Source organism: Marinifilum fragile JCM 15579, from assembly GCF_001310955.1.
Classification (GTDB): Bacteria; Bacteroidota; Bacteroidia; order Bacteroidales; family Marinifilaceae; genus Marinifilum; species Marinifilum fragile.
Genome location: NZ_BAZX01000012.1, coordinates 73199 through 97989 on the forward strand (window position 1 = coordinate 73199; position 24791 = coordinate 97989).

At 37.0% G+C, this 24791-nt stretch carries 14 protein-coding genes; 6 read left to right on the forward strand and 8 right to left on the reverse strand.

Annotation, left to right across the window (positions count from 1 at the left end):
* The first annotated feature begins 331 nt into the window (after window positions 1-331).
* The gene (locus tag JCM15579_RS10670) at window positions 332-1630 is read left to right on the forward strand and encodes a citrate (Si)-synthase (RefSeq protein ID WP_054719767.1); all 1299 of its coding nucleotides are present in this window, start codon (window positions 332-334) and stop codon (window positions 1628-1630) included.
* Window positions 1631-1788: 158 nt separating this feature from the next.
* Window positions 1789-3426 carry an ABC-F family ATP-binding cassette domain-containing protein gene (locus JCM15579_RS10675; protein ID WP_054719770.1) on the forward strand — a complete coding sequence of 546 codons (1638 nt, stop codon included), beginning with the start codon at window positions 1789-1791 and terminating at the stop codon, window positions 3424-3426.
* 194 nt (window positions 3427-3620) lie between these two features.
* Here JCM15579_RS10675 and JCM15579_RS10680 read toward each other — a convergent pair whose 3' ends face one another.
* The gene (locus JCM15579_RS10680; RefSeq protein ID WP_054719882.1) at window positions 3621-5207 is read right to left on the reverse strand and encodes a dipeptidase; all 1587 of its coding nucleotides are present in this window, start codon (window positions 5205-5207) and stop codon (window positions 3621-3623) included.
* 44 nt (window positions 5208-5251) lie between these two features.
* Window positions 5252-6088, reverse strand: coding sequence for a CvfB family protein (locus JCM15579_RS10685; RefSeq protein WP_054719773.1), 837 nt, complete (start codon window positions 6086-6088; stop codon window positions 5252-5254).
* A 600-nt stretch (window positions 6089-6688) separates the two neighbouring features.
* Between JCM15579_RS10685 and JCM15579_RS20790 the strand changes: the two genes are divergently transcribed.
* The gene (locus JCM15579_RS20790) at window positions 6689-10126 is read left to right on the forward strand and encodes a hydroxymethylglutaryl-CoA lyase-like TIM-barrel protein (RefSeq protein WP_218186135.1); all 3438 of its coding nucleotides are present in this window, start codon (window positions 6689-6691) and stop codon (window positions 10124-10126) included.
* 452 nt (window positions 10127-10578) lie between these two features.
* Here JCM15579_RS20790 and JCM15579_RS10695 read toward each other — a convergent pair whose 3' ends face one another.
* The 3 genes from JCM15579_RS10695 to JCM15579_RS10705 are packed head-to-tail and all read right to left on the reverse strand — an operon-like array spanning window position 10579 to window position 13719.
* On the reverse strand, window positions 10579-11046 hold the full coding sequence (locus tag JCM15579_RS10695) for an ABC transporter permease (RefSeq protein WP_083464641.1): 468 nt from the start codon (window positions 11044-11046) through the stop codon (window positions 10579-10581).
* Window positions 11016-13010, reverse strand: a complete 1995-nt coding sequence (locus JCM15579_RS10700; protein WP_157471437.1) for an ABC transporter permease — start codon at window positions 13008-13010, stop codon at window positions 11016-11018. Before JCM15579_RS10700 ends, JCM15579_RS10695 begins: the two co-directional genes overlap by 31 nt.
* A 10-nt stretch (window positions 13011-13020) precedes the next feature.
* Complete coding sequence (locus JCM15579_RS10705) at window positions 13021-13719, reverse strand: ABC transporter ATP-binding protein (protein ID WP_054719782.1); 699 nt, start codon at window positions 13717-13719, stop codon at window positions 13021-13023.
* Between the two features lie 267 nt (window positions 13720-13986).
* On the opposite strand from JCM15579_RS10705, the gene JCM15579_RS10715 reads away from it, so the two are divergent.
* The 3 genes from JCM15579_RS10715 to JCM15579_RS10725 all read left to right on the forward strand — a co-directional run bounded on the left by JCM15579_RS10715 (window position 13987) and on the right by JCM15579_RS10725 (window position 18313).
* Window positions 13987-15345 (forward strand): sigma-54-dependent transcriptional regulator, encoded by a 1359-nt coding sequence (locus tag JCM15579_RS10715; RefSeq protein ID WP_245625874.1) that lies wholly within the window; start codon window positions 13987-13989, stop codon window positions 15343-15345.
* On the forward strand, window positions 15335-16672 hold the full coding sequence (locus JCM15579_RS10720; RefSeq protein WP_054719790.1) for a sensor histidine kinase: 1338 nt from the start codon (window positions 15335-15337) through the stop codon (window positions 16670-16672). The genes JCM15579_RS10715 and JCM15579_RS10720 overlap by 11 nt, the downstream gene beginning before the upstream one ends.
* Before the next feature lie 201 nt (window positions 16673-16873).
* Window positions 16874-18313 (forward strand): hypothetical protein, encoded by a 1440-nt coding sequence (locus tag JCM15579_RS10725; RefSeq protein ID WP_054719793.1) that lies wholly within the window; start codon window positions 16874-16876, stop codon window positions 18311-18313.
* Between the two features lie 122 nt (window positions 18314-18435).
* Here JCM15579_RS10725 and JCM15579_RS10730 read toward each other — a convergent pair whose 3' ends face one another.
* From JCM15579_RS10730 to JCM15579_RS10740, 3 genes are all read right to left on the reverse strand, one after another.
* Complete coding sequence (locus tag JCM15579_RS10730) at window positions 18436-21819, reverse strand: alpha-amylase family glycosyl hydrolase (protein WP_083464642.1); 3384 nt, start codon at window positions 21817-21819, stop codon at window positions 18436-18438.
* A 138-nt stretch (window positions 21820-21957) separates the two neighbouring features.
* Window positions 21958-23697: a SusF/SusE family carbohydrate-binding protein gene (locus JCM15579_RS10735; RefSeq protein ID WP_054719798.1), complete on the reverse strand. Its 1740-nt coding sequence runs from the start codon at window positions 23695-23697 to the stop codon at window positions 21958-21960.
* A 2-nt stretch (window positions 23698-23699) separates the two neighbouring features.
* A complete protein-coding gene (locus JCM15579_RS10740; protein WP_054719801.1) occupies window positions 23700-24791 on the reverse strand; it encodes a SusF/SusE family carbohydrate-binding protein in 1092 nt (363 codons plus the stop codon).

Below are 24791 nucleotides of genomic sequence, written 5' to 3' on the forward strand. Positions count from 1 at the left end.
ATACTGCTCAATGTGTTTGAGCAAATGCTTTAGAGAAATACTTTTTCATCTTATATTCTTTGGTTCCTGTGAATTTGTAATTCATAAGTTTGGAGTATAGGATTTATAATCCGATTTACTTGAATTGCAAATCACTTATTAAAATGGTAAAAGTGTAAACTTACCGACATTTATTTTTGGTAGATATATCCTATTTGATGACAAGCAAGTGAGCTATTTAATAGCGAATCTGTCTGATTTTTCGTAAATTAAAGAGACTCCCTTTATCTATTAAAAATGCAGTAATGCATACTTCTGTTTTGGATTTTGTTATGGTTTAAAGTTGTTGGATATGTCCATTTTAAGAAATGAAATTAAGAATAACCTCACTCAATTAAAGGATGAAATAGATCAGATTTTTGCAGGAGGAAGAGATACTGTTCTTTCCGAAGTTACGGTAGGACAAGTGTATGGTGGAATGAGAGGATTAACAGCATTGGTTTGCAATACTTCCTTTGTTGATCCTTACTCAGGTCTTCATATTGGTAAATATACTGTTGAGGAACTTGCCGATAAGTTTCCTGAAGAGATATTCTTTTTGTTGTGTACAGGAAAATTACCTGGACCAGATTTTTTATCGGAATTTCGAAAGGAATTGAATGAAAGATCAGGTGTCCCTCAATATACCTGGGACATGTTAAGAGTACTGCCTAAGGATACTCATCCCATGAGTATGCTAAGTTTGGGGATTTTATCGATGGAACAGGAATCGATTTTCAAAAAGAACTATTTAAAAGGCATTGCTAAGTCAGATTATTGGAAATTTACTTTAGAGGATGCTTTAAATGTAATTGCCAAATTACCCGAATTGGCAGCAGGTATTTATAGAATTAGGTTTTGTGATGGAAAACTGATTGAACGAAATCCAGAATTGGATTGGGCTGCGAACTTGGCATTGATGCTAGGTCTACCGGATTCGGGTAAAGAGTTTGCGAATTTGATGAGACTCTATTTGGTTTTGCATTGCGATCATGAAGGTGGTAATGTGAGTGCCTTTACGTCAAGAGTTGTGAATTCGGCACTCTCTGATTTATACTATGCGATTTCAGCTGGTTTAAATGGCTTGGCAGGACCGCTACATGGCTTGGCCAATCAGGAATGCTTAAGATTCATATTAGAAATAAAAGAAAAGTATGGCAATGATGTTGATGAAAATCAGGTAAAACAATTCGTGTTGGATACTTTGGATGGAGGAAAGGTAATTCCTGGTTATGGTCATGCAGTTTTGAGGGTAACCGATCCTAGATTTAAGGAGTTCATGAGTTTTGGAAAGCAGTATTGTGCAGATGATGTTTGTTACCAAATAGCAGAAAAATTGTTCCTTGTAGTTCCTGATATTTTAAAGACCTACAAAGGAGGAAAGGTTGCTAATCCTTGGCCAAATGTGGATGCAGCTTCTGGATCGTTATTGTATAAATATGGTTTAAATCAGTTCGATTATTACACTGTTTTATTTGGTGTTTCGAGAGTTTTAGGTTTTTGTGCGCAGAATATTCTGGCCCAAGGTCTGGGACAACCAATTATTCGTCCCAAAAGTGTTACCAACAAATGGGTGGCTGAAAAACTAATGGAAAATAAGGTGAATACTTGATTTTGGTTTATTGATTTGAGCAGGAGCATGCTTCTACAGACAGCAGGGGTGTGCTCTTATCGAGAGCATGAGCATGCTCAAATTGATGATGTTTTGATATGTAAATGGTATAATTATCTTTGCGGGCTAGAAATAGTTTCTATAATTAAACCGAAAAGATGATTACTGTAGATTCAATAGCTGTTGAGTTTGGCGGAACAAGCTTGTTCAAAGATATTTCATTTGTAATTAATGAGAAGGATAGAATTGCTCTTATGGGAAAAAACGGGGCAGGAAAATCTACTCTTCTTAAAATTATTGCAGGAGTTGATACACCAACTCGTGGTCGTATTTCAACACCAAAAGATAAGACCATTGCTTACCTTCCTCAGCACTTAATGACATCGAATACCAGAACTGTTTTTGAAGAAACAGCTCAGGCTTTTGCTCACATTTTCGAAATGGAGAAGCAAATTGAGGCGATGAATACGGAGCTGGCTTCAAGAACCGATTTCGAATCGGAGAGTTATTACAAGCTGATTGAAGATGTATCTACTTTAAGTGAGAAATTCTATTCCATTGAGGAAACCAATTTTGACTCGGAGGTAGAAAAAACACTTATCGGATTAGGTTTTGAAAGAGAGGATTTTACTCGTCCAACCAGTGAGTTTAGTGGCGGTTGGAGAATGAGAATTGAATTGGCAAAGATTCTTTTGCAAAAGCCTGATTTAATTCTTTTGGATGAGCCTACCAACCACCTGGATATTGAATCGATTCAGTGGTTGGAAGATTTTCTGATTAATTCAGGAAAAGCGGTAATGGTAATTTCTCACGACCGTGCTTTTGTTGATCGAATTACATCCAGAACCATTGAAATTACAATGGGCCGCATTTACGATTACAAGGCATCTTATTCGGAGTACCTGGAATTGAGAAAGGACAGAAGAGCACATCAACAAAAGGCTTACGATGAGCAACAGAAAATGATTGCTGAGAACAAAGCTTTTATTGAACGATTTAAGGGAACTTACTCTAAAACCTTGCAGGTGCAATCGCGAGTTAAAATGTTGGAAAAGCTTGAGATTGTAGAAGTGGATGAGGAAGATACTTCTGCATTGAGATTGAAATTTCCACCTTCGCCTCGTTCTGGGAACTATCCTGTAATTATGGAAGAAGTAAATAAATCATACGATGAGCATTTGGTGTTTGAGAATGTGAATTTTACATTGGAAAGAGGTGAGAAGGTTGCTTTTGTAGGTAGAAATGGTGAAGGGAAATCAACTCTGGTTAAAGCCATTATGCAGGAGATTGATCATGGAGGAACCTTAACTTTGGGACACAATGCCATGATTGGTTATTTTGCACAAAACCAGGCTTCCCTAATGGATGAGGAATTGACGGTATTCCAAACCATCGATCATGTTGCAAAGGGTGACATTAGAACCAAAATCAAAGATATTTTGGGCGCTTTCATGTTTGGAGGCGATAATTCAACCAAGAAGGTAAAAGTACTTTCGGGAGGAGAAAAAACTCGTTTGGCGATGATTAAATTGCTGCTTGAACCAGTGAACCTGTTAATTCTGGATGAGCCTACCAACCATTTGGATATGAAGACCAAAGATATTCTAAAATCTGCATTGAAAGATTTTGATGGAACTTTAATTGTAGTGTCTCACGATCGTGATTTCCTGGATGGTTTGGTGGATAAGGTATATGAATTTGGAAACCAAAGAGTGAAAGAACATTTGGGAGATATCAACTCCTATCTGTCGGCAAAGAAAATGGAGAATTTAAGAGAGTTGGAGCGTAAGAATTAATACAATTCCCTTGATAGGATTATTGACTTCAAGGTAAGGCGTGTTGGTTGATAGTTACAGATCTTCAGTTTTCGGTGTATCAGCAAACCCATAATTGTCTCCTTCTTCATAAGTGAATACAATAAAATAATTTAAAAGCAAAGGCCTTGGTAGATTACTATCAAGGCCTTTGTTATTTTTAATGATGGGGAAACTTAAAATTTTTCATCGTATTTGGTCCAAAGTCCATCACCAATTTCCCAAGCTTTCTCTACCACTTCGTTGCCCAATTGAATAGTTCTCTTGGTTAACAATTCTGTGCGTTTTTTCTTGCTCATTTTAGATGCCTCTTGATCGATGGCAGCTTGTTCGTCGAAATATTGTTTCTGCAAAGGAACAAAAACAGCATCCACATCATGTCGCATATCTCCCCAACGTTGTGCGGTTAAGGTACCCAAACGATTGAATGCCCACCATGCGGATTTACGAGTGTAACCAATTCTGCGAGCTTTTACTTTGTAGGATTCGGCCAAATCGGTAGTTCCAGCATAAACTGGGATATAAATGGATGTTGCAACATTGTCTTGTGCCAGCCAAACAATTCCACCTACTTCATCAGGTAACCAATCTCTACACTGAATAATAGTAGCATACATGGTGTACCAACGAGCAATGGTTCTTTCGCCAAGTTCGCCCCAACCACCGTTAACTCTGAACAAACGGTTCATATCATAAGGCATAAAAGGATTCGCAAATGGAGAAAGTTCTTCTTTACCATCCTTATCTGCTTGTTTAATGTTTTTAACGAAGTTATATGGAGTTCCCTCATAGTAATCTTTAAAGATTTCAACCAACTTGTCCATTGTGATTTTTTCATCAGGTTGAACCGAGAATGGATAATCTTTATCATTGGCATCTAGTTTTAAAGAAGGAGCAGCCATTGAAAGAACTCTCCACTCTCTTCTGCGAGAAGCCAATGATAGTCTGCTTTTAGGAGCATAAGCGTAGTTCCACTTAAAAACTTCACCTTCTTTCCACCAGCCATTTTCTTTGGCAACCGAATAAATGTTTTTCGATGCCATAAAGTGCTCTTTATCTTTTAGGTTGATTTCTTTAATGGTACTTGCATTTGCATTAACCGAAATGTGATTGTCTGGAACACGCTGGGCAACCCAAACCGCACCAACTTTTCCTTTTCCAGGACCAACAACTTCAAAATGCCAAACTTCTTTTTTATCAGCAATGGTCAAACATTCTCCAAAATCTCTCCAACCATATTTCATTAAAAGTTCATCAGCCAATTGAATTGCTTCTCTTGCAGTTGTACATCTCTCTAGCATCAATTGTTGTAAGCGTTGACAATCGATTAAACACTCTTTTGAGAACAATTCTTCACGACCTCCAAAGGTGGATTCCCCAATGGCCAGCTGCTTTTCGTTCATACAAGGGTAAGCTGTATTTACATACTGGAATGTCTTTTCAATCTGATCAATTTCTCCAATTTTCACATGCTGATAAGTTGGCATGCTAAGGCTGTCGTAAGCTGATCTTTCATATAAGGAGAACTTGCTGCCTTTATTGTGTTTCTTAGAAGGTGTAACATCCATCCATGCACGTGTTCTGTGGCTATCATCAGTGTGTGAAGTGATAACTGATCCGTCAATTGTAGCCAGTTTTCCTACAGTTATTGTTGTACATCCTTCTGGCACTCCATTTTGCCAATCCGATTTGTCTTGTGCATTTGCACTACCCATTATAAGAACGCAAAGTCCGAATAAGTAATAATTTAAAAATCTGTTCATGTTTAAGTATTTGTGTTGGTTAGTTGAATATTTTGGATAACCCATTACTGAACCAAATAAATTCCAGTATCCTCAATGGTAATTAATTTTTGTTTGTAAAGAAGACCAATTGCTTTCTTAAAGTTTTTCTTACTCATTTTAAGAGTATAATAAATGTCTTCAGGTGAGCTTTTATCATTCAAAGGAAGGAATCCTTCTTCTTCTTTTAATAAATCAAGTATTTGCTGTCCTGATTTTGGAACCTCGTTAACATATCCTTGTTGTTGAAGGCTAACGTCAATTTTTCCATCACGACGTACTTTTTTTATGTATGCTTTTCTTTTATCTCCGATTTTTAGGTGCCCAAAAACTTCGTTCTTGTATATCATACCTAAGGCATCATCATTAATCAATACCTGAAAACCCAATTCACTTCTTTTTCCAACTAAAATGTCTACTTCATCTCCTTCAGTGTATGAGACTTCATTGTCTCTTAGAATTCTTTCGATTTTAGCTGTAGCCACAATTCTTCCTGTAGCATTATCCAAATAGATGTATACCAGGTATGAAAGATCTACTTGCATTTTATCCCTTTGTTCGCTAAACGGAACAAGCAAATCTTTAGCCAAACCCCAATCTAAAAATGCGCCTACATTGGTTACCGATTTTACTTTAAGAACAGCAAACTCCCCAACAATTGCTTTTGGTTTTAGAGTAGTGGCTATAATTCGGTCTTCCGAATCTCTATATATAAATACTTTAATTTTGTCGTCAAGTTGTGTTTTTGGCGGAACATATTGATTCGGTAGCAAGATCAAAGCTTCATCTTCACCCTCTAAAAACACTCCAAAGTCAACCAATTTGGCAACTTTTAATTCTGCATATTGTCCAATAATACTCACGAGGTATATTTTTAATTGATTCCAAGCTATAATAGAATCATGAATTGATAATTAACAGCGTAAAAGTAAGCAACTTTTTATGAATTTACCGTGACAATATTGAAAAGAGAAGATTGACCGAAATTTAAAAATGCCATGCTTGGTTTGAACTGGATGTAATTCTTGTTTTTAATTCAAATTCAAAGATTATTCATGTTGTAGAGCATGTTTGTTAAAACTCATAAAATGAGAGTGGGTGTTTTTCTACCTAATTTAATTAACAGTAAATGTGAGTAGTTAAATGGATATGTCTAGTGCTTGAATTTCCTGTGAAATGCATTTTTATTGAGTTTTATCAAAAGTGAAAAGTCAAGATTGTAATTTTCGTTATCGATTTCGAATTTTCGCTGATATTATTAAGGAAAATTATCAGTATTAAACATGAGTGTTTACACCCATAAAATCTGATATTGTAGAACATACCCTATGTAATAGAGAAAAATTTCCCTATTTAAGATTAGTTTTTATTTTTGATGCAGAGATCAAGAAATCATGGATTTTGAGATTAGTAAATAACTCTCTCTCGAGTTAATTTGATATAAAAATTCAATAAGTCAGGGTATGAACAAGAGGAAATTATTGGTTAGAGATCTAACGTTAAGAGATGGTCAGCAATCTCTTTTTGCGACCAGAATGCCACAGGCAGAGATAGAAAAAGTTTTGCACTTGTATAAGAAGGCAAACTTTTATGCGATGGAAGTATGGGGTGGAGCAGTACCTGATTCCGTGATGCGTTATTTGAATGAGGATCCTTGGTATCGCTTAGAGTCCATTAAAAAAGAGATTGGAGATGTTTCCAAACTTACAGCCTTATCTCGTGGACGTAATCTTTTTGGATACAGTCCTTATCCTGAATCGGTAATTGAAAAGTTTAATACACAAGCTGTAAAATCAGGTTTAGGTATTATGCGTATTTTCGATTGTTTGAACGATATCGAGAATATGAAGTCGACCATTAAGTATGTGAAAGCTGCTGGTGGTATGGCCGATTGTGCAGTGTGCTATACTGTAGATTCTAAGTTTCCTGAGAAAGAAGAAGACCGCAAGCGACTAAGTGTAAAGAACCTTCCTGATCAGATTTTCGACTTGGATTACTTTGTGAATCTGGCTAAGAAATTGGAAGCTCTGGGAGCTGATATGATTTCCTTGAAGGATATGGCTGGTTTGGCTTCACCTTCTCGTGCAGGTCAAATTATTCGTCGATTTAAAGAAGAGTTAAGTATTCCTGTTGATTTTCACTCACACTCAACACCTGGCTATGGTTTGGCTTCGGCTTTAACTGCCATTATTAATGGTGTGGATATTATCGATACCAATATCATGAACTTTGCGGGTGGATCTGCAGCTCCTGCATACGAGTTGATCTACCTGTTCTGTCAGAGGTTGGGCATTGAATTGGATGGAAATCCTGAGGTAGTGGTTGAAATCAACAAAATTTTGAAAGAGATTCGTGCGAATGCTTTGGCTGAAGTGGATAGCTACAAGCAATTCCCGATTGAATTTGATATTACGAAAGATAATCTTCCTGCTGAAATCGATAAATTATTTGATGAGGCAATAGAATACGCTAAAGCTGATAAAGAGGCTGAGTTGCTGGATGCTTGTCATGCTATTGAAAAATATTTTAATTTCCCGGCTCCTAACGAAATGGTTAAGAAGGCGGAAATTCCTGGTGGTATGTACACCAACATGCTAAACCAGTTGAAGGCTTTAGGTTTGGAAACCCTGCTTGAGAGAGTGTTGGAAGTGGTGCCAGTGGTTCGTTTGGATGCAGGATGTCCGCCATTGGTAACCCCTTCTTCACAAATTGTAGGGGTACAGGCGGTAAATTGTGTTATCGATGAAAACTCAGGTCGTCCGTTCTATACAAATGTTTCGAACCAGTTCTTTAGCCTTGTGAAAGGAGAGTACGGTACTACTCCAATTGAAATTGCTCCTGAATTCCGTGAGAAAATCACTGGTAAGCCAGATAGTGAAGATTACGATGTGAGCAATTATCAAGCTCCTGAAAATCCAAAATTACCACAATACGGAAATGTGAAATTGGCTGTAGATGATAAAGAGTACATGCTTTTGGAACTGTTCCCATTGGTAGCAAAAGGATATTTGGAAGGAAAGCGTAAGGCTGAATTCGAAACCAAAAGAGTAGAAAATCGTAAGAAAATTGCTGCGGAAAGAGCTGCAATCAAAAGAACTCGAAAACTGAAGATTCGTGACTTAACTTTACGTGATGGTCAGCAATCGCTGTTCGCAACTCGTGTGCCACAACACGAAATTGAAAAGGTTCTTCCTTTCTATAAAGATGCAAACTTCTACGCATTAGAGGTTTGGGGCGGTGCAATTCCCGATTCGGTAATGCGTTACCTGAACGAAGATCCATGGCATCGATTGGAATCGATTAAAGAAGTGATTGGTGATGTATCGCACTTAACTGCATTGTCACGCGGTAGAAACCTGTTTGGATACTCTCCTTATCCTGAGTCAGTAATCGAAGGTTTCAACAAAAATGCTGTGAAATCAGGATTAGGTATCATGCGTATCTTCGACTGTCTGAATGATGTGAAGAACATGGAAACTACCATCAAGTATATGAAAGAGGCAGGAGGGATTGCCGACTGTGCGGTTTGTTATACGGTAGATCCAAAATTCACCAGAAAACAAAGATGGAATGCGCTTTTATCTGGTAAGAAATTACCGAAGAAGATTTTCGATGTAGATTATTTCGTGAACAAGGCCAAGCAAATGGAATCGCTTGGTGCTGATATGATTACTGTGAAGGATATGGCAGGATTGATTCCTCCATCATTATCGGGTAAGATTGTGAAGCGATTGAAACAAGAACTTAAAGTTCCGATTGATTTCCATACGCACTGTACTCCAGGTTATGGTTTGGGAGCTGTGTTAATGGCCATTGTAAATGGTGTAGATGTGGTGGATACCTGTATGCTGAACTTTGCAGGAGGTCCTGCTGCTCCATCATTCGAAATTATTCAGCTTTTCGCGGATAAATTAGGTTTGGATACGGGAGTGAATTTGGATTCTGTTGTTGCCATTAACAAGGAATTGAAGGGAATCCGAGAAAGAATTGCTGAGTTCGATTCTTATAAAATGTTCCCATTAGAGTTTGATATTACTGCTGATTATCTTCCTAAAGAGATTGATGCATTATTCGATAGAGCAATTGAATTGGCTAAAGCCGATAAAGAAGAAGAGTTGTTGGCAACCTGTCACGCAATCGAGAAGTACTTTAACTTCCCTGAACCAAACGAGAAGGTGAAAGCTGCTGAGATTCCAGGAGGTATGTATACCAACATGTTAGCTCAGTTAAAAGCACTTGGTTTGGAAGATTTATTGCCAACCGTATTGGAGAAAGTTCCAGAGGTTCGTGTGGCAGCAGGTTGTCCTCCGTTGGTAACCCCATCTTCACAAATTGTGGGTGTACAGGCAGTAAACTACGTATTGGATGTGAATAGCGGTAAAGCTCCATATACAAACGTAAATAACCAATTTTTTAATCTGGTAAAAGGAGAGTATGGCGAAACGCCAATTGATATCGATCCTGAATTCAGAATGAAAATCTGTGGACAGATGGAAGCTACTGATTATGATGTAAACAAGTATCAGGCTCCTGAGAATCCGGTATTGGATGAGTTTGGCGGTGTGAAGCTTGCCGAAAATGAGAAAGAAATGTTGCTGTTGGAATTGTTCCCAACTGTAGCGACTCCATTCCTGAAAAACAGAAAAGCGGATGCCTACTACGAAAAAGTAGCTGCAGAAGAGAATGAAAAGCAAAGAATCATTGAGGAGAAGAAAGCTGCTTATGCAGCAATTCCAATCGAAGAGAAATATAAAATGTTACTTCGAGGATTGTACAGCTTGGCAGGTGATTCCGAACAGGCTACTGCGGATATTACTCAACCGGAAGAGAAAGAATCCAAGCTTGACCTGAAAACAATTAAGATGCTTCAAGAGCAAAAGCCAAAGAGAAAGTTAGGATAAAGTTTTTTCTAATATATTTTTAACACACAAACTAAAAGTGCTATTCCGAATGGGGTAGCACTTTTTGAATTTTAATGTATAGCCTAAAAGATAGTTAAATTGTTATCACCCTTGTTGTTTCGGTATTATGTGGATACAAGCCTAATGTAATTCGAACAATACTTCTAAGGGGTTATACCGTTTCAAGCACTTGATACGCTGCGTTTCATAGGCTTGATACGAACCGTATCAAGTGCTTCATACGGTGTGTTTCATAGGCTTGATACGATACGGATCAAGTGCTTGAAACGCTAAAGACTCTTATAAGGAAGGTGAAAGATGTAGCCTGCTATGTCTTGAATGATGATTAGGCTGCGCTTATCTCACATCTTATAATGAGTTAGAAAACGAAAAAAGACTGCACCTTGTTTGGATACAGTCTTTTGTAATATAATCAAGTTTGTATTGTTTGGCTATTCATATTTCAATGCATAAACAGGATCTTTCCTTGCGGCATTGTAGGTTTGCCAGCTAACGGTGATGATTGCAATAATGATAGCAATTACACCAGCTAAGGCAAATATCCACCAGCTTAGATCAATTCGATAAGCAAAACTTTTTAACCAGTCATCTGCAGCGTAAAAAGCAATTGGGGATGCAATAACGAAAGCCATAGCTACCCATACAACATACTCGGTGATTAATTGCAGCATGATTTCCAAGGAACTTGCTCCATTGGCTTTTCGAATTCCTATTTCTTTTGTTTTGTGTTGAATACTGTAGGAAGACAAAGCATACATTCCAAGTATTGATAATAGGATGGAAAGAATGGCAAACAAGGTCAATGCTTTCATTTCATTGTACTGGTTTCGGTAAATTTTGAAATAACTATCACTCAGAAATTCATATTTCATGGTTGATCTGGAAACAATTGACTCCATGTTTCTTGCAAATTCTGAAGCGCCTTAGAGGTGTTGTTTTTGTCAATTTTTACTAGAAAAGTACTGTTGAAAATTCGTTTTAGACCGATAACTTCCGCTTTTTCTTCTGAGAACATGTCTGCATAATGCAAGTCCTTGATTACGGCAACAATCTCACCTTGTTTAAAATAGGTTGGAGATATGAAATTGTACTTGAATTGTTTCCCTATCGCATCTTGAGGATTTTTAAACCCCAGTTTTTTGGAGGCGGATTCATTTAAGATATATTGTTCCTTAAAATTACGATAGGATGGATCAAGATTATTGATGTTTTTGGTAGCAGATTCTTCATTGGGTGAAATGGCTGCACTTTCCCACATGTAGCTTGAGCCGCTTTTTAGATTTAAATCGCCCGCCAATGCTTTAATATCAAACAACTTAAAAAACTCATGATCGATAGAATTAATTGAGATGGTATTGTTTTCACTTTTATCCATTCCTTCCATTTCAAATGGGTAAACAAAATCAGGGGTTGTACCCGGAGGCATCATGGTTGACGAAATCATTTGTATTTCAGGATATTTTAAAGCTTTCTCTTTGAAAAGATCAAATTTACTGATGGCTGCATAAGGGAATTCAGTAATTGTAATAATGGATTCTTTATCTTTTCCAGGGTGAAAATTCTGGATCTTTGAAATTTGTTGATGTAAAACAATGGTTAAAACCAAAGCTACGATGGATAGCGTGAATTGGCAAACCAAAGAGATGATGAATTTTTTAGAACCTTCTTCTTTCTGATTGCTTAAATTTGAAGAAATCTTCTTGGTTTGTAAAGGAAGCAGTGAAATTGCTCCAAACAAAACAATAAAGAACAAAACAAGAAAAATAAACAATACTCCTTCATCTTTAATCATAAAGTTAAACTCTATAAAACGATCAAAGATAAAAGTGAGTATGGTACCTATAATAATGGATAGTGAAATCTGGATGGATGATTTCTTAATTTGAGAAAGGGAAAGGTCTAACAGGTTTGCACCGTTGATAATTTTAATTTTGAGATTGTTTAAGTCACTATTCAATTGAACTGTGTTCAGATTAAAATAGTTAATCATTGCAATTAAAAGAATTATAATAGCACCTGACATTATTACCCAAATGGTTTTTATGGTGCCATTTGATCCTAGCTCATCCTTTTTATGACTTTTTAGATGAATTTCCCGAAGATTCATTAATTTAAATGTCGGAGATACCTCTGCTTCAGCAACATTTTCTTTCCAATGTTTATTTAAAGAAACCTCCAATTGATCTGGTTTTACATCAGGGTGTAATAACAAGTATGTGAAGGCATGTCCATAGGGATTGCGGAGTGTTTCCAGATTGCTTGAGAGCAATACATCTGGTTTCATGTGCGAATTGGATGGAAATTCATCAAATACCCCTTTCACTGTATAAATTGTTCCTCCATTACTATCAAATTCTCCTTTAAGAGTTAATTCTTTTCCTATTACATCAGTGCTGCCAAAATATTTTAGTGCAGATTCTTTGCTGATTACGACTTCATATAGTTGCTGGAATAGACCTTCCTTATTGCCTTGTATTAGTTTAAAATCAAACAATGTAAAGAAGGAATGATCGGTATAGTATGCATTTTCCAATGGATATATCTGATCTTTTATTTTTAGGGTATAATTGAACGGTTTTACCATTAAAACTATCTGCTCTACTCCAGGAAATTTATCGTATAAGTCCTTTATGTAATGGGCATTTAAACTAGCAGTGTTTACATTGTCAGTAGTTTGCATAAAGCCAACTTTTCCAGGCTTGTCTATGTTAAGGCGGTAAATCTGTTCTGCTTTTGTATGAAACTTGTCGAACGACAACTCATGTTTTATGTAGGATGAAGCAAAAAATACACTTGCAAAAGCAATTGCAATTCCAATGATATTAATTGCAGCCCATTTGTTTTTTCTTGACAAAATATTCATAGCTTCCTTATTAATATTCAATTTGTGCAAACTCTTTCTTTGTATTTTCTATAGTAACTTCACCATCAAATAATCTGATTACTCGATGTGCGAATTCAGCATCACGTTCCGAGTGAGTTACCATTACAATGGTGGTTCCTTCAGCATTCAGCTCACTTAATAAATTCATTACTTCAAGGCCGGTTTTTGAATCCAAATTACCTGTTGGCTCATCGGCAAGTAAAAGTTTTGGGTTGGGTGCAATGGCACGTGCAATGGCAACTCTTTGCTGTTGTCCACCCGATAATTGTTGCGGATAATGGTTTTTTCTATGGCCTATCTTCATCCTGTCAAGCATTTCCAGAACACGCTTTTTCTTCTTGCCAAAATCGTATCGTAAATACTTTAATGGCAATTCCACATTTTTGTATACACTTAATTCATCAATCAAGTTGAATGATTGAAAAACAAAATTGATATTCCCTTTGCGAAATTTATTGCGCTGCTTTTCTTTAAGTTTACTAACCTCATTGTTGTAGAAATGATACTTGCCACTGGTAGGACTATCTAACATGCCTAGAATATTTAATAGGGTAGATTTTCCACAACCCGAAGGGCCCATAATGGCTACAAATTCTCCTTCTTTTATTTCCAGGTTAACTTTATTTAAGGCAGTGGTTTCAACCTCTTCGGTTCGAAATACTTTGCTTAGGTTTTCTATTTTGATCATTTTGTTTTATTAAAGATTCGTAAGTTATATAATTATTATTGTCATGCATAAAAGAATAGTAGTTCTTCATACTGTAACAGTCTTACTATAGTTGTGCCATTGATTCTAATTGCTGTGTTTAGAGGTAGTTGTGTTATAATAGTGGTTTGAGTAGGATATTCTAGTTGTAAAAATTCTTTATTCTTACTGTATAGTTTCTTTACATTCTGTTGAGTTGTTGATTCCATTTCTCTACATTTGGAAGACCTAATCCGAGAAAATATGTCAATGGGAAATATTTTAATTGTAGACGATCATAAACGCGTAAGAATTTCTCTTCAAATGTTATTACAAGATGAGTTCGATACGGTTAATGTACTTTCAAATCCCAAAAGTTTACTTCGCGAGTTGCAGGTGAATTCTTATGACATTGTTCTTTTGGATATGAACTTTTCTGCTGGGGTGAATACAGGAAACGAAGGCTTGTTTTGGATGAATGAAATCCTAAAATATGATCCTGATTTGGCAGTTGTATTACTAACGGCCTACGGAGATGTAGAATTGGCAGTAACAGCCGTTAAAAAGGGAGCCACTGACTTTGTATTGAAGCCATGGGACAACAACAAGTTGATCTCTACTTTGAAATCGGCTTTAAGCTTGAGACTATCGAAAAAGAAGATTCAAAAGCTGGAAACCGATAAACAAGACTTAACCCGGGAGTTGAATCAGAACAAGTCCGAAATGATTGGTCGATCAACTGCGATGATGAATCTGCGAAAGCTGATGCAAAAAGTAGCGGTTACCGATGCAAATGTTTTGGTTTTGGGTGAGCATGGTACAGGAAAGGAGTTGATTGCACGAGAAATACATCAGCAATCCCAAAGAAGCATGAAACCTATGGTTTCGGTTGATATGGGAGCCATGAGCGAATCGCTTTTCGAAAGCGAATTATTTGGTCATGCGAAGGGAGCTTTTACCGATGCCCGGGAAGACAGGCAGGGAAGGTTTGAGTTGGCTTCGGGCGGTACCATCTTTCTGGATGAGATTGGAAACCTATCATTGGCCATGCAGGCCAAATTGTTGTCCGTATTACAAAATAGGCAGGTAATTCGCCTTGGCGATCATCAAACCAGGAGCATTGATATTCGTTTGGTATGTGCTACCAATAAAAACCTTCAGGAAATGGTTGCCGAAGGAACATTTCGTGAAGATTTACTTTATCGCATCAACACCATTCAAATAGAGGTGCCTTCTTTGCGTGATCGCATTAGCGATGTTGCACTGTTGGCAGAGTATTTCCTAATGAAATATGCAACGAAATACGATAAAAGAAGGTTGACTTATACTGATGAGGCTATTGATAAGCTGCAGAATTACCCATGGCCGGGAAATGTTCGCGAGTTGCAACATGCTGTCGAAAAGGCGGTAATACTCTCGGAAGGAGATAAAATTACATGTGAAGATTTTCTATTAAAGCAGAATGGAGTCAGAGCAAGCAATTTGCCACCTCAAAGCTTTATGGATATGGAAAAACAAATGATTCTTACTGCTATGGAACGTCACGAAGGAAATCTAACACATATGGCTCGAGAGCTTGGCGTTACCCGCCCAACTCTTTATCACAAAATCAGGAAGTATGATTTATAAAAGCCTCTTTATTCAGGTTCTAATTCGCCTCAGTAGTATTCTGTTGTTGAGTTTTCTTATGGGATGGATCTTTTGGGCTACGGCTTATCCTTATATGGCTTTATTGGTGTTAATGCTCATTCTTTGGTTAAGTTATCGATTGATTTATTATTTGAATACAACCAATCGTTTGTTATCGCAATTTTTTCTATCGGTTAAGAATGAGGATTCAGCATTAAGTTTTCCTAAAAATATATCTGGTAAATCCTTTGATGAGTTGCGCAGGGGAATGCAGGAGGTGAACCATACCATTAGAGATTTACGCTTAAAAGCACAGAAAACTGAGATGATAAGTGATGCCATTATTGAGCATGCAGCAGTAGGCTTGCTTTCCTTTAATGAGAATGGGGTAGTGGAGTGCATAAACCATAAGGGGCGTGAACTATTGGATGTGCATAATCTTTATAACATTAAGGCTTTGCAAAAAAACGATGCAGACTTGTTTAATCTATTTGAGAAAATTAAAGCTGGCGATACCCGCGTTTATCATTTGCAGGTAAAGAATGTTAGTAAATATCTGTTAATTTATTGCACTACGATTAAACAAGAAAGCAAGGAGTTAAAGCTGTTATCCTTTACGAATATCAAAAATGAGATGGATGCACATGAGTTGGAATCCTGGCAGAAGTTGATTAATGTGCTTACCCATGAAATTATGAACTCAGTTTCTCCGCTAACCTGTTTGTCGGAAAAATTAGAGAACAACTATCAGCAAATAGAAGTGGGAACCGTTCTTACCGAATCAGTTCTTACAAAAACACGCAACGGACTTCAGGTGATAAAGGAGCAAGGGCAGGGACTCATGTATTTTGTAGAGGCTTATCGTGAACTCTCGAGAATACCAAAGCCTAATCCGCAATACATTGTTGTATCTCAACTGTTTATCCATCTGCAAGATTTGTTGCACATGTATTCCAACGAGCAAGTACAATATCATTTCAGTATTCGTCCAAAAGACTTACATTTCTATGCCGACGAAGCTCTTGTGAAACAGGTTTTAATTAATCTGGTGAAGAATGCTTGTCAGGCCATTTATGGCAAAGGAGAAATACACTTGAAAGCAGAGGGAAAAAATGAGGCTTGTGTCGAAATCAGTATTACTGATAATGGTTGTGGAATTTCTGCCGAGGATATGAAAAATATATTCATACCATTTTTTACTACCAAGGAGGAAGGATCTGGTATTGGATTAAGTCTTACTCGCCAAATTATGCGTCTACACAACGGGCACGTTTCAATAGAATCGGAGGAAGGGGAAGGAACAACGGTCAAATTGTTTTTCCAATAAAGTAGTTGAGATAAAAGGAAAAAAGAAGGAAAACTTACAAGCAATCGGTATGCCCTTTTAGAATTAAGATCCATTAAGGATTTTTAACCAATTTTATACTTTATTTCGTCAAACTATTGGTTTGAAACTAAAACATATACGCTATTTAAACCGTATTTAAATAGACAGCAATTCCTTTTATTCAGCTTTAAACCAAATACCATGTTATACAAAAAAATGAAATGTATTATTGGTAGGTGTTATTTGATACTTGCCATATTGGTTGGCACGGCCACATTTACAAGTGCACAGGAACAATTTATACAAGATTCTATCCCATATGATGATGTACGTGCTGATGAATCAGATCAAATTCAGAATCAAGAAAAACAGAATAAGGACGGCATTCCCATTGGCTTATTTGCCTACAACAAATGGGTGGATTTAAACGAAAATGAAATCGTTGAGAAGAATGAGTTTTTTGGACTGGGGAAACAATCTTATGCCAAGGGGGAGTCTATTAGTGCTTCTTTGTACGATCCGGCAATAAAAGAAGGGACGAACTTGAAGCTTAGAATTTGGGATACGAGTGGTAACCTAATTCGAACAGTACGTAAAAACTATACCTCAAAACCTTTATTTACCTACTCAAACTTCGATGCTTTTTTGCCAGTGGGAGAGTATATCTTGACAATCAATCCGGCAGAATCGGGGAAAACATATCAGATTAACTTTTTAATAAAGGAACCTAATGGCAATGCTTTCGCAAAAATCAGGAAGAAACTGCTTCCCGAGAGTTTTCACCTGTTTAAGGAATGGATTGATGAGGATGGAGATATGAAAATGGATAGTGCAGAGGTAATTGGTTTGAATCAGAGGCAGTTTGAGCTTGGAAAAGTTGATTTTCAAGTTGGACTTAACCTTCCAATGAATAATAAGCAAGTGGTTTATCAGATTTGGAATTCTACCTATGATATGATTGCAATGAATATTTCCAGCTTGGATAGTTTGCAACACTATACCATGAAAGAAGACACGATTCATCCTGGCAATCAATTCTTACGAGTTTTAAGAAATGTCCCTGAGGGAGAGTATATGATTACGGCCTCTTTGGATATGAAGGATCCAATACAATATCGAATATTAGTACAAATTGGCGATTCTACTGCCAATATTGTTAAAACCGATGAGGCTGTGACAGCTCAAACTGATGAAACACCAGAATTGGAAGAGGTAACCGAAAAGATTCCAGAAACTCCTGTTATGGCAATGAATATTAGTGAGAATGTTGAGAATTTGGCTCCAGAGTTCACCAAAGGTCAGGAAGGATTCTTCTTTTTTACTGGTTTTATTGATTTGAATGAAAACAATAAGCAGGAGAGAGAAGAGTTTATGGGAGCTGATCAAGAGCATTATTATTCAGAGTCGGAGAATATATTTGTCCAGTTTCATTTAAAGCAATTTGTCAATAGTGAATTGAATCTGAAAATATTTAATGCAGAAGATCAACTGGTTCGTGAACAGATTGGGTATTATACTGATTCTCCTTTTGTGTTTAAAGTGTCTATGCCAGATGAACCATTAATTCCTGGCGAATACAAGTTAATTGTGCAACCAGGTGATTCGGAAATAAAATATCGATTGGAGTTGACGATTAAATAAGGTCACAATCTTATTATATAAAAACTCCCGCTTGGCACTGTAGCAAAGCGGGAGTTTTACTTGATCTATAAACTATAAAGAAAACTTGTTTTATTTTAATTCTGCGATTGCGTTGGTATTAATTATTGTTTCATCACTTTTTTTGTCAGTTTCGATCCATCTTCCATTTCGAAAATGAATAAATACATGCCACTTGCTAGCTTGCTAAGATTTACTTCTTCCGAATTATTTGGACTACCAATTGTTCTTACCATGCGACCACTTAAACCATAAATCTTAATCTGATTAACGCCTTTTAAGTTAGATAGGTGTAGAATATCTTTAACAGGATTAGGATACATTTTAAGCTCTTTTTCCAATATGTCATCTATTCCTGTCGTAAAAGCTATGATATCAGTATAATTGCTATATGCCTTATTTCCTGTAAGTAGTTCTCCAGTTTCGGCAACAGGTGTAACTGAAAATCGGATGTATTTTCCACCATCAGCATTAAGCAAGGTGTAATTTAAGCTTGTTGCACCCGAAATCTCACTTTCATTCGTACCTTGTTTATTATCTGACCTGTACCACTGGAAAATTGAAGAGCCTTCAGCATCATTTTCAGGGTCGCTATATACATAACTTGCAGTTAGAGTTTCACCTTCTGTAAGAGTTCCAGTAATTTCAACATTGCTTGCTACAGGAGCATTTACCAATGATACCACCTGTTCTGTATAAGTAGAATAAACTGTTTTACCCTCAAGTAGTTCACCGGTTTGCGCAACAGGAGTCACTGAGAATCGAATGTATTTGTTGCGATCGTCGCCAGTAAGCTGATAAGTTGTACTTGTGGCACCACTTATACTCATTTCATTCCTACCATTGGTATCTTCAGCTCTGTACCATCTGTAAACAGAAGCTCCTTCTGTATCTCCATTTACATCAGCGTAGGAATAAGATGCAGTAAGAGTTTCGTCTTCTTTAGCTGTTCCTGCAATGCTAACATTACTAGCAACAGGTGCTGCGATAACATTCGGCTGAGTCAATTGTTTTGTGGTGTAGATATGATATTCTCCTGGTTGAAGTGTAATGCTAGCATCGATAGCAGTTACATTAACTTCTTGCCCAGAGAAATAATCGTACCATGTTCCTGTTTTGCTAAAATTAGCAGATATACTACCTTCCTTGATATCAAAATTACCAATGATACGAACATCCATATCAGCATGATTGATTTCTATTCGCTTTAAGGCCTGTGAAGTGATTAAATTAAAATTGTCTGATTCAAAAGCAGGCTCTTCCTTTTTAATCTTTGCCAAGGCAGAAAATACCTGATATACTTTTTTACGATAGGGATCATCCTGATATTCCCATTTTACTGGTTTTTTTCCAGTTCTATCATTGTAATTGATAGAGATATCATAGCCTAGTTCGCCAAATTGCCAGATCATTTTTGGTCCGGGAATGGTTAGGAAGAAGGCTGCCGCAGTTTCTATTCTTGAAAGGCCAGTATTCAAACTTCTTACATTGTAACCATCTAAAGATTTACCTTCAGTAAGGTTACTATACATCATTCGTTCTTCATCGTGGCTTTCCATATAACTTACAAGTTTAGGTCCATCCCAACCTCTGTTTTTCCATGAAGTCCAATTAAAATCAGAGCTATTACCAATAGTGGCTGCACGATAGTCATAATTAGCATTGCCCCAAAGAAGGATACCGTGAGCAGCAAGTTCTTTTTCTTCTTGATTATCGGATAGATGCTCGAAGATTACTACAGCATCAGATTTTACATTCCAGATTTCTGTTGCCATTCGCTTTAGGTTGGCAATTCTGGCTGCATCGTACTGACTACCCCATGGGTCAGAAGAGGCACTATGAGTTGTGTTCGAGAATCCTTTGGTAAAATCGAAACGGAAACCATCAATGTGGTATTCTTCCATCCAGTATGAGTTGATTCTATCTACCAAATCTTTTGTTGCTTGACTCTCGTGGTTCAAATCATAGCCCCAATGTGCATCGGGGTTCTCGAAATTATGCTCTTGATTGTACCAAGGATTTTCAGCGCTTGGCTTACTGCCATCGAAATACATTCGCAAGAATGGTGATTGTCCGTAGGTGTGATTCAATACCATATCCATTAATACGGCAATTCCTCTTTTGTGGCATTCATTGATAAAAGTTTTGTAATCATCTTTTGTTCCATAAGCTTTGTCGGGCGCAAAATAGAACGATGGATTGTAACCCCATGAATCATTTCCTTCAAATTCGTTGAATGGCATCAGCTCAATTGCATTCACACCTAATCTTTCCAAATAATCCAGAGTATCTGTTACTGTTTTGATGTTACCTGCTGCAGTAAAATCTCTAACATGAAGCTCATAAACTACCAAATCTTCCTTTTTAGGCATGGTAAATCCATTATCGGTCCAGCTAAATGCAGTTTGTGCTGTTTGGAATACACTGGCTATTTCTGTTGTTTTTCCTTCCGGATAATCAATCAGATTTAGATAGGTTTCATCAGTAATATACTTGTCATTCCAAGGATCTGATATTTTATCGGCATATGGATCTGCAATCTTAATGTCTCCATCAATAAGATATTGGAAAATGTACTCTTTGCCAGCTTGAAGATTGTTAATGGTCACCCAAAAGTTGTCACCATCCTTCTTCATTTGGTACATGTTATCGAGTTTCCAATCCGAAAAATCTCCAATGGCATATACATATTCCTTGTTGGGAGCATACAGAACAAGTGTTACTGAAGTATCATCAATATAATTGATACCAGTAACAACATTGGCTGGCATACTTTCATTCACAACATCTTCGCGAACGAAGAAATTAACTGTATCTCTCACCTCTTCTGAACCATCTGAGGCAACAGCTACCAATTCATGATTACCAGCAATATCAGTATTTATGATTTTACTAATTTCAGCTGCTGTGGTAGTTTCATTTTCAACTCCATCAAGATATAGTGTAAGACTTGTGCTCGCATTTGATTGTATTGTAACCTGTAAATCCTCATTTTTTTGAATGACTTTGTTGTTAATAGGGGCTGAGAAGCTAACATTTAAGCCACCTTCACTTATATCTGCAAAAATGTCTTTGCCACCATCGTCTTTCCCTTCTTTTGAATTGTCAGAAGAACGGAATACGAAAGCCATTTTTAATATTTTTTCTCCATCTACAACACCGTAGTATTCACGAATGCTTGGAGTAATCTTCAATTCCCACTTGTTGCTTCCAAGTGAGGTCAATTTGTACTTGGCACTATTATCTCCCCAGGTAGGAGCATATTTCCAGTCGGTATCTGATGTACTTTTATCAGTGATTACACCTGTGTGAGCATAAACATCTCCGGTGTAATCCTTTAATCCTCCAGTTCCTAAAGTAGCGTCAAAAGTAATGGTCACTTCATCACTTTCGGTAGGAAAGGCAGGGGAGGTAGTTATGATTTGTGCCTGACTAATGAATGACATTAGCAGGAATATAAAGGTAAGATATGTGTAAAGTTTCTTCATAATCAGAACTTTCTATTGATTGAATTCCGTTTGGTTTCAGTATAAAAAAATGCAATCAGCAACCAGAATAGTTACCAATTGCATTTAATTATTTGAAGCAGGGTAGTCTCATGACTACCCTACGTGCTTATAGTTTTATTAAGGAGTTGTGATTGAACCAGCTCCAGTTAAGAAGTTAAGAGAGATATTGTCACCTGCAGTAACATTTACTCTTTCCTGGTCACCACCAGTTCCTCTGAATTCAATTTTGTCATTAAGAACGATAAATTCAGCTTGCCACCAATCACAGTTCAATGTTGGTGCATCAACATACATTCTTAATTCTCCATCGTTAGGAACCCCATCAAATTTAATTACTTTATTGGTATTGTCAACAGTGAAAAGATCGGCAGGATCTCCACCTTCCCATCCACCAAATACATTACCCATGCCGTAAACCTTAGGCTCTGCAATTTCGATCGTGTTATTTGCTAAATCAACAACAACCATGTAATATCCAGCTGTTGCAGGAACAGGAATATTAGTACCACCTTTTGCGTAAACTCCATTGGTTGCATCACCTTCTCTACCAAAATCATTACCTGCCCATTCTGGTTGTGGTGCACATTTGAATTCTCCTGAACCTTTCATCCAAACAATTTTCCAGAACAATTCAGGATGACTGTGAACAGGTACAAATTGAAGTTTATTTATCCAATCCCAGTTTTCATCATCCGGACCAACACCACTACCAGTCATGTATAGTTCTGTTGGGAAAACAGGCTTTGCTTCGATAGTATAAGTACCAGCATTTAGATCGACTGTAATGTTATAAACAGCATCACCACCATCAAAAGTAATATTGTCATTAGCAGTTTTAGGACCTAAAATTCCAGAATTGCCTTTCCCGTATAAATTACCCCAATCCAGGTCACCCCAGCTTTGTTGGCCAATAAATTTGAATAAAGCACCATCTTTGATTGATTTTTCAATAGTGAAAACACCTTCACTTACTTTAGTCATTGCAACAGCATTTGCAGGATCCCATTCAGGATCTGTAGAGTTGTAACCTCCTACCAAGTAAAGATTGTCATAGTCAAATCCATAAGTAGTTGACTCTACAACATGTGAAGTAATAGTAAGTGCACTTGATACAAAATCAGCTTCAACTTTATACCATCCTGTTTCACCAGTGAACTTGAAGTTTCCAGCATTGTCTCCAGCAGCTTCGATATTATCAGATTTTGTTGCGAATTTACCAAAGTTGTAATCATATCCATCGCTAGCTTGTTTTTCAGCAAATTTGAATAAGCCATCTTTGGTTAGTTTCAAATACTTAGTGAAAACGTCATTAGCACCATAAGCTTTTAATGCTTTTGTTACATCTGATTCAGAAGTAGCAGTTCCGTAGATGTAGAATTCTGATGGAATTGGTACATCAAGGTATGGAGTTACTTTCATAGAAACTGCATTCGAGTACAAGCTATTTAGATCTTCATTTGCAAAAGCTCTAATTCTTGCTTCCAACTCTACTTTCTTTGCAGGAGGATATCTTCCTGAAATCAACTCATTAAGAGCTCCTACTTTAATTGCAGTTGTTGTTTCTGCAATTCTATCAAATTCTAATGGATCTGCAAATTCATTACCTACAGTATCAATCTGAACGTAATATCTCACTCCAATAGGATCTGCGAAAGTAGATTCAGACCAAGTAAGTTCAACAATGGTTTCATCTTCGTTCTTTTTCATAAGAACCAGGTCAACCTCTTCCGTTAGTTCATTAAGTACCGGTGCTGTCCCTTGAACTGGTTCTGTTACATTTGGCGTGTCAAAATCATCGTCGCAGGCAACGAATAGAACCGCTAAAAGTGATATAAATAAATATTTTATATTTTTCATGTTTATTTGATTTTACCAGTTTGATTAATAAAGTCAAGCTCTATGGTCTGTTCTCCTCCGTTAACATTAACTCTTTCCTGATCATCACCAGCTTCTCTGTAAACAATCTTACCATCAAAGAATAAGAATTCAGCATGCCACCAGTCTCCAATATATGGGTGGGTAACGTGTAATCTAAGTTCTCCAGCTTGTAAAGATTTTGTCAAGAACATTTTCTTGTTCTCAGCATCTAACTTAAACTTGTTATCATCTACAACAGAACTAGTAGGCCATACATTACCAATGGTAGGACCTGTAATGTATATGTTAGCAGGTTCTATTAGTAATTTGTTTGTTGCTAAATTAACACCAACGGTATAATAGCCAGCAGTTCCCGGAACAGGAATATCTTCACCTCTATTGTCAGTAGTACCTAATGTGTACTCTCCAGTAGCTGGGTCAGCATCTCCAATTTTACCGATTACTCCTTTGTAGTTTTCATCAGAGCAAAGTTTGAATGTACCATTAGCTTCCATCCAAACAATAGTCCAAGAATCATCTGGTTCACTATGAACTTTATTGAATTTAAGCTTGTTGTTTTGTGCAACACGTCCAACACCATCACCAAATAGATAGAATGTTTCAGGAGCAAAAAGAATATCCAAATATGGAGTAGTTGCAAAGCTAACTGGTTCAGAATAAAGAGTATCAACTCCTGATAAAGAATAAGTCATAACTCTTGCAGAAACATTTGCTTCTACATCTACTGGCAATAAAAGAGATTCTGTAAGAAGCTCATTTAATGCTCCTACTGTGAAAGTAAAAGAATCGTCTGCAGCGTCAATATCAAAAGTAACAGGATTTGCAAAATCGCTTGATGCAGCAAATTGAAGCTGATGAGTTGTAACAATATCCACACCATATGAGGCAGGAGTATATGTTATTTTAATTGATTCAGCTTTAATAGCCTTAGAAATGTTCAAAGTTGAACCGAAACCTGTAATGTTACTAGCAGGCTCATAATTTGAATCATTTAATTTGGTAATATCATCGTCATCGCAAGAAAAAAAGCTTACTGCGAGAAGTAATATTAGTATGTATTTTATATTCTTCAT

What these genes read in the sequence shown, in the direction of transcription:
- JCM15579_RS20790 (WP_218186135.1), top strand. Translation starts at nt 6,689, where the DNA reads ATGAACAAGAGGAAATTATTGGTTAGAGATCTAACGTTAAGAGATGGT.
- JCM15579_RS10695 (WP_083464641.1), bottom strand. Translation starts at nt 11,046, where the DNA reads ATGGAGTCAATTGTTTCCAGATCAACCATGAAATATGAATTTCTGAGT.
- JCM15579_RS10705 (WP_054719782.1), bottom strand. Translation starts at nt 13,719, where the DNA reads ATGATCAAAATAGAAAACCTAAGCAAAGTATTTCGAACCGAAGAGGTT.
- JCM15579_RS10730 (WP_083464642.1), bottom strand. Translation starts at nt 21,819, where the DNA reads ATGAAGAAACTTTACACATATCTTACCTTTATATTCCTGCTAATGTCA.
- JCM15579_RS10675 (WP_054719770.1), top strand. Translation starts at nt 1,789, where the DNA reads ATGATTACTGTAGATTCAATAGCTGTTGAGTTTGGCGGAACAAGCTTG.
- JCM15579_RS10715 (WP_245625874.1), top strand. Translation starts at nt 13,987, where the DNA reads ATGGGAAATATTTTAATTGTAGACGATCATAAACGCGTAAGAATTTCT.
- JCM15579_RS10725 (WP_054719793.1), top strand. Translation starts at nt 16,874, where the DNA reads ATGTTATACAAAAAAATGAAATGTATTATTGGTAGGTGTTATTTGATA.
- JCM15579_RS10740 (WP_054719801.1), bottom strand. Translation starts at nt 24,791, where the DNA reads ATGAAGAATATAAAATACATACTAATATTACTTCTCGCAGTAAGCTTT.
- JCM15579_RS10735 (WP_054719798.1), bottom strand. Translation starts at nt 23,697, where the DNA reads ATGAAAAATATAAAATATTTATTTATATCACTTTTAGCGGTTCTATTC.
- JCM15579_RS10720 (WP_054719790.1), top strand. Translation starts at nt 15,335, where the DNA reads ATGATTTATAAAAGCCTCTTTATTCAGGTTCTAATTCGCCTCAGTAGT.
- JCM15579_RS10680 (WP_054719882.1), bottom strand. Translation starts at nt 5,207, where the DNA reads ATGAACAGATTTTTAAATTATTACTTATTCGGACTTTGCGTTCTTATA.
- JCM15579_RS10670 (WP_054719767.1), top strand. Translation starts at nt 332, where the DNA reads ATGTCCATTTTAAGAAATGAAATTAAGAATAACCTCACTCAATTAAAG.
- JCM15579_RS10700 (WP_157471437.1), bottom strand. Translation starts at nt 13,010, where the DNA reads ATGAATATTTTGTCAAGAAAAAACAAATGGGCTGCAATTAATATCATT.